This window comes from Vibrio sp. 10N.247.310.98, from assembly GCF_041467395.1.
GTDB lineage: Bacteria > Pseudomonadota > Gammaproteobacteria > Enterobacterales > Vibrionaceae > Vibrio > Vibrio crassostreae_C.
Map to the genome: position 1 here is coordinate 37,334 of NZ_JBFSUL010000043.1, position 6,112 is coordinate 43,445.

The window sequence follows — 6,112 nt, forward strand, 5'->3', positions numbered from 1 at the left end:
CTTATTGCCAATAAAGGGGGTCCTTAATCGACGGGCATAGAATAGGCCAAATAATGGTGTTGCCCTACTCCTATATAGAGGATGTCGCCCTACAAAATTAAAGAGCTTTCGAGATGACAGAAACGCAAAAGGCTCATATAAATGAGCCTCTATTAATAAGTTACCTACATTCTTCCTTTGCTAATATTGACTCAATACTCGATCAACATGTTCTTGTATAACAGATAAAACCGATAATTTTACATCCTTCACTTGCTTAGAATGATTGCACCAAAGCGCAAAACCGAATTTGAATCCTTGGTGCATTTCAGACGACTGTATAGGTTCAATGTCGTAATGGGAAAATTCAGAATGAGCAAACGTTTTTGGTAACAGTGCCCACCCTAAACCGGCTTCAACCATTTTAATAACTAACGCCAATTGATCGACTTCTTCGTTATCGGAGCTGATGGTTACTTTTTCTGACATTCCCTCTTCAATAAACGATCTCAAGATAAACTGCTTTGAATTTCTTAACGCTAAAAGTACATCCTCTTGCGCCAAAGATGAGAACTCACCATTTTTTTGAACGAATGGGGAAAACTCAATGTGACCTAGAAAAGTCGCATCAAAGCTGTGTATACCCCGGCTGTCATGCACATTGACTAATCCAAAGTGGTACTCGCCACTTTGAAGGCCCTTCTTAATATCCTTTTTGTTTCGGATTAAAAAGTTCACTCGCATCATCGGGAAATCACGACGCAGTTTCTTTCGAATATCCAAAAGCATTTGATGAGGTATCACACCAGAATAAGCAAAGGTGATGTTTTCCAACCCGCCATAAGAGAGGCTCAATGCTACCTTATCGAAGGTACGAGCTTGTTCAATGGTTTGTTTAGCGTAATGGTAAAGAAGATGCCCGTCTTCTGTCGGCTTTACAGAGCGCCCAACCCTTTCAAATAGGCTTACCGCGAGTTGGTCTTCAAGGTTAGTAATAACCTGCCCGATTGTCGTTCTGTGTTTATTGAGTTTAACGGCGGCTTTGCTGAAAGAGAGTTGGTCATAAACGGTAACGAACGCGAGAAGTTGTTCAATGCTGAAATTCATTTTGTTGTGCTTACTTTTAATCGTTATGTATTTAAATTATCACAGGTTGGCGAAATATCTACTTTGTCAGAATAATATTAGTGAAAATAATTCGTCAATTTGAAACAAAAAAACCTACTTAAGCTAGTAGGTTTTATCGTTGATGTCAAACGAATAACTTAAATGTATTCGATAATTCGAGCTAGATAGTTAAAGTCCCCAGTATCACCGTGGTAATTACGGTAAACATCGACACTGAAATATCTAGGTTGGTCCACTTGAATATGCTCAGCAATTCGCTGCTCGATGGATTCTAGAGTTTCACCTGTTTGCGAGTAAATGTATTTCTTGGTGGTCTTTTGAAGCTGGCGTTCTTTAGCTTCTTTGTGTGTGACGTAATTGTTCACGTCAACCCACTGACCAATGTAGTCAATCTCCACGTAGTCTGAATTTTCTTCAACCATGAACAACGCCGCTTCTTGTTGAACGTCGGCCAGTTGTAGCATGTCGTTATCGACTTTTTGCTGTTCCATTGAGGTCACATTTTGTGCCATGGCAGCGCTAGACGTTGCCATGATAAGTAGCGCTAAAACTGTTTTATTCATTTTACGATATCCCTAAATTAAGGTAATTCTGTTACCCAAGGTTTGCCCTGAGTTGCTTTGTGATAACCATATTCGTATATGGTTAATAAATAGTGTTCATCAAACATGTCTTTGGTTCGTTTGGCGTAACCAAAGTCGTGCTCGATGTAAGTAAATTGCATATCAATGTTGTTGATTTCACAGATGTATTTCATTCGATATAAATCACCACGTGTTTGAGCAAGAGTCAGGCTTGATACGCTCTTTGCTACTAAATCTAGCCCCTTATCTCTCAGCGAGTGGTACGGCGCTTTCAGTGCTCCATTTCGAATAACATCGAGCTGTGGTGGTTTTTCTAACCCAAGAGCATCTGAGATCTGCTGATAGTCGAAGTTAGATGGATTGAAAAATACTTGAGCGGCTAAACCACCATCGACGTGAAGTTCTTCATAACTTTTACCTTCGTACTTCACATTGATAAACTGCGGTGGGAAGACTCCAGGAATAGAAGCACTTGCTGCTAAAACCTTATATATAAGTTCAGACTTATCTGGCATGTCACTATTTGCAATTGCGCCCACATTCCAAATGACAAGCTCTCCAGAATCAAAGTGTGTGCTACCAATAAACAAACGCTTACCGTTGCGGTGTCGCGCAGCAATTTGCTCGATCATCGGTTCAGGGAACGCCTGAGCGATAAATTGATTCAAGTTTTTACCGTCAGTAAAAGCATCTTTAAACACGGTGTTTAAAAAGTTCTTTTTGCCGAGCACCGATTTGTCATTGATGTTTAACATCACCTCCTTCATCTTCGGAAATGCATCTCCGCCGATGAATACAAATGGTGCCATTAGCGCTCCTGCACTGATGCCAGTAACTATTGAGTAGTCTTTCAATTGGCCAGATTCTTCCAGCCCTATCAAAATACCGGCTCCAAAGGCTCCGTTCGCGCCGCCTCCTGACAAAGCTAAGATATTTAGTTGCTCACCTGACACTTTAATTGGCGTTGTTTGATCGATTGGAGAGTATAAGAAGTCTGGGTTCTCACTCGCCCACATACGCAATGGCTCTTTTACTGATATCGCTTCTTCTACAACCACTTCTTTGTAATTGTCTTTGTGTACGCGTACATCCAACGTGTGGGGTGAGCTACATGCCACTACAAGTAATGACAAAGCAACGGTAAAACCCGAGGAAATTAGACGGTTCATAATTAGGCTCATTTAATGTTCTCTAAAATGATTCAGAGACTCTGTTTAATCAAAAGAACAGCTATAAACAGAGAAGTTAATAAATAGGGATAAAGTGAAGTCCGTCTCTTTCTGGGAGTAATATAGCTAGGTTTAGTCTTAGCTCGTAATCTCGTTTGTAGGATGCGACCCATCGAATAGGTACACCCTCCACCACTATCGGAGTTAAACGCTCTACCCGATTTTGACCACGTTGAAATCGTGGGTAGGCTCTACAAATTCATATTGTGCATTGATTGTTTGTAGCTCCCAAGTGCCATAGCTTTTAGTTAGCTCCAACACACCATAGACCGCGTTATTTGCATGTCGGAATGCAGCTACGGGAGACATTCTCTTTATTAACCCTGCGGTAAACAGGCCAGAGATAAGGTCACCGACACCAACCGGTTGTTGAGCAAATTCAATGTTCGGTCGTTGGGCTAAATAACATGCCTTTTTCGTTGCTAAAATCATACTGAACGCGTCATCGGGTAATGAGTGAAGATGCTTCACGAGCACCATCTTTGGACCAAGCTCCAATGCTTTCTTGCATGCTGTAACCGCGTCATAAAGGGAGAGGATTTTAATGCCGGTCAATTCACTTAGTTCAAATTGGTTTGGCACTATAACATCGGCTATAGGAAGCAAGTGTTTAGTAATGGCGGTTCTAACGCCATCCTCAACGATACAACCTTTATCTGGGTCACCCATTACAGGGTCACAAACATAGAGTGCACTGTGGTTCTTTTCTTTAACTAAATTAACCGACTCGGCAACCGCTTTACATTGGTCTGCGCTTCCCTGATAACCCGATAGGATCGCACCACAGTCTTTCAGTACGTTGATGTTGTCTAAGCCTCGAATCAAGTTTCGAATATCATCTGAGCCGAATGTTTGCCCGGTCCAACCTTGTTGATATTGAGTGTGATTAGAGAACTGAACAGTGTGGATTGGCCACACATCGAGTCCCATTCTTTGGATTGGAAAAACCGCAGAACTGTTTCCTGCATGCCCGTAAACCACGTGAGATTGAATAGAAATAATGCTTTTCATGCGTCGCTCTTTCAGTTTGAAATGGATTTGAATACTTGGATAAGACGACTAAATAAACACAACGGAACATCAAGATAGGAAGTTTTATCGATCTAACCACTGTGCTTATTTGGTCGGAATAGCCTCGACATCGCCGAGGCTTATTCTTAATGAGTTGGACGTCATCGGCTTTAAATCATGTATTTGATTCTAAGCCAGACTTGAACTTATGCGTCTTGAAACTCAGCGAAGTACTCATCCAATACAGTGCGTGTTGCACGGCCGATTAGCTCGTACTCGTGGTGAGTAAGGTTCGCTAGTGATACACGTACTGATGCGTGTACTGTGTCGAAACCTTTACCAGGTAGTAAGATTACGCCGGTTTCGTGAGCAAGACGGAATAGGAAGTCTTTACCTTTCTCGTTAGCTTTGAACCAGTCGACAAACTCTTGACCGTAAAGTTTGCCACCTAGCGTGTCTAGCTCTAGTAGTGTGTAGTAATCCACACGGTCTTTGTTCTCTTCGATTGCTACACCCATGTTTTTGTAAAGCGTTGTGTAGCGCTCACGGATGATGCGTTTACAAGCGGCTTTGTAGCGACCTTCTGAGTCCATTAGACAAGTTAATGCAAACATCGCCATTTGTACTTGTTGTGGTAGAGACAGACCTGCAGTATGGTTCAATGCTACGCTGCGGCTATCAGCAACGATACGGTCGATGAATTTGATGTCACGTGGCTCTGGAGTTAGCGTTTTGTAACGGTCGTCCAATTGGCACTGTGTCGCTTCACTGAATGAGCGAAGTGTATCGTCGAACACGTTCTCATCGTGAATACCGATAGTGCCTAGACGCCAGCCTGTTGCACCGAAGTATTTAGAGAATGAGTAAACACATAGTGTGTTATACGGTAGTTTTGCGAACAGAGAAACGAACTCATCTGCGAATGTGCCGTATACGTCATCAGTGATGATGAATAGGTCACTGCGTTGCTCATTCACAAAGTTTGTTAGGTTCTCTAGAGTCTCGTCAGAGAATTTCACTGATGCTGGATTAGCAGGGTTAACGACGCAAAGTAGTTTGATGTCTGTATCTGCCAGTTTCTCGATTTCAGACATTGGAAGCTGCCAAGTGGTCTCATCAAGACGCAGTTCAACGATCTCTAGTTCGTACTCAGAAAGCTCTGGGATTTCTAGGTAAGGGGTAAAGATTGGCGTGATTAGCGCAACTTTGTCACCTTTTTTCAATAGACCATTGTTGAACATGGTTGCGAACGTGTACGTCATTGACGCAGTGCCGCCTTCTGTTGCGAACAGGTCAAAGTTAGTCGTCATTGGCATTGGGCCGTACATCTCTTCTGCGATGTATTGTTTAACCACTTTCTCGATGTTCACTAGCATACGTGGTGGTACTGGGTAGTTACACGCAAGGTAAGCCAGTACTAGCTCGTTTAGGAACGCTTGTTTTTCGATACCTAGACGGTCTTTTGCGTAGCTTAGTGCACGACGTAGGAAGTCAACGCCTTTGTCTGCTGCATATTGGCTTGCGAACGTGTCGAAACGCTCAACGATGCCAACACCATCAGGGATACCACCGAAATCACCACCTAGGTAAGCGTAGTTACGCTCTGCTTCTGCTACCGCAAACTCACCAAGACGGATGAAGGCTTTACGAGGTAGCGTTGCTAGGAAGTTAGGGTTACCACGACCTGCATCAAGAAGTGCACGATCTGGCACAGCTTGCGCCACTTCAATCAGTTTGTCTTTTAGCTCGAATGGGCTTAGGTCAGCGAATTTTGAAAAATCGATAGTTGGAGTTTGAGTAGTCATAATATTTACCTAATAATTTAATATTAAACACTTGTAATTAAATAAAGTGTTTTACTTAAGCGTGATTATTCAGGCCTACCCTATTTTTGATTGGGTAGGTCTGTTAATAAGTTGATGATTTTTTAAATCTATAATGAGTTGTAGGTTTTAATTACATACCCGCATTAACGGTAATAATGCCGACGATAATTGGGCCCCATAGAGTCAGTAACACGTTGGCTACGGCGTAAGTCACAGTAAAAGAGAATACTGGCGTTGCGTTGCCTGTTTTTTCCATCAATGCAGCGAACGCTGGGTTTGCACTTCGACCACCGGTTACACAACCTAAAGCTTCTACCGGATTCTTTATCTTCAATACAAAGTACGAGAAGAAGAA

5 protein-coding genes and 1 pseudogene are annotated in these 6,112 nt (G+C 42.4%); all 6 read right to left on the reverse strand.

Going from position 1 to position 6,112, the window contains the following annotated elements; genetic code table 11:
- Positions 1 to 180: 180 nt before the first annotated feature.
- Positions 181 to 1,086 carry a LysR family transcriptional regulator gene (locus AB6E78_RS16115; protein ID WP_102394484.1) on the reverse strand — a complete coding sequence of 302 codons (906 nt, stop codon included), beginning with the start codon at positions 1,084 to 1,086 and terminating at the stop codon, positions 181 to 183.
- A 158-nt stretch (positions 1,087 to 1,244) separates the two neighbouring features.
- On the reverse strand, positions 1,245 to 1,670 hold the full coding sequence (locus AB6E78_RS16120) for a hypothetical protein (protein WP_372133492.1): 426 nt from the start codon (positions 1,668 to 1,670) through the stop codon (positions 1,245 to 1,247).
- A 17-nt stretch (positions 1,671 to 1,687) separates the two neighbouring features.
- A complete protein-coding gene (locus AB6E78_RS16125) occupies positions 1,688 to 2,860 on the reverse strand; it encodes a patatin-like phospholipase family protein (protein ID WP_017060058.1) in 1,173 nt (390 codons plus the stop codon).
- Positions 2,861 to 3,073: 213 nt separating this feature from the next.
- On the reverse strand, positions 3,074 to 3,931 hold the full coding sequence (pdxY, locus tag AB6E78_RS16130) for a pyridoxal kinase PdxY (protein ID WP_017060057.1): 858 nt from the start codon (positions 3,929 to 3,931) through the stop codon (positions 3,074 to 3,076).
- Between the two features lie 206 nt (positions 3,932 to 4,137).
- Positions 4,138 to 5,736 carry a bifunctional aspartate transaminase/aspartate 4-decarboxylase gene (locus AB6E78_RS16135; RefSeq protein ID WP_372133495.1) on the reverse strand — a complete coding sequence of 533 codons (1,599 nt, stop codon included), beginning with the start codon at positions 5,734 to 5,736 and terminating at the stop codon, positions 4,138 to 4,140.
- 151 nt (positions 5,737 to 5,887) lie between these two features.
- Positions 5,888 to 6,112: pseudogene (locus AB6E78_RS16140) on the reverse strand (aspartate-alanine antiporter); the annotation flags it as partial.

Coding starts and splice junctions, on each gene's coding strand:
- AB6E78_RS16115 (WP_102394484.1), bottom strand. CDS start 1,086: ATGAATTTCAGCATTGAACAACTTCTCGCGTTCGTTACCGTTTATGAC.
- AB6E78_RS16120 (WP_372133492.1), bottom strand. CDS start 1,670: ATGAATAAAACAGTTTTAGCGCTACTTATCATGGCAACGTCTAGCGCT.
- AB6E78_RS16125 (WP_017060058.1), bottom strand. CDS start 2,860: ATGAACCGTCTAATTTCCTCGGGTTTTACCGTTGCTTTGTCATTACTT.
- pdxY (WP_017060057.1), bottom strand. CDS start 3,931: ATGAAAAGCATTATTTCTATTCAATCTCACGTGGTTTACGGGCATGCA.
- AB6E78_RS16135 (WP_372133495.1), bottom strand. CDS start 5,736: ATGACTACTCAAACTCCAACTATCGATTTTTCAAAATTCGCTGACCTA.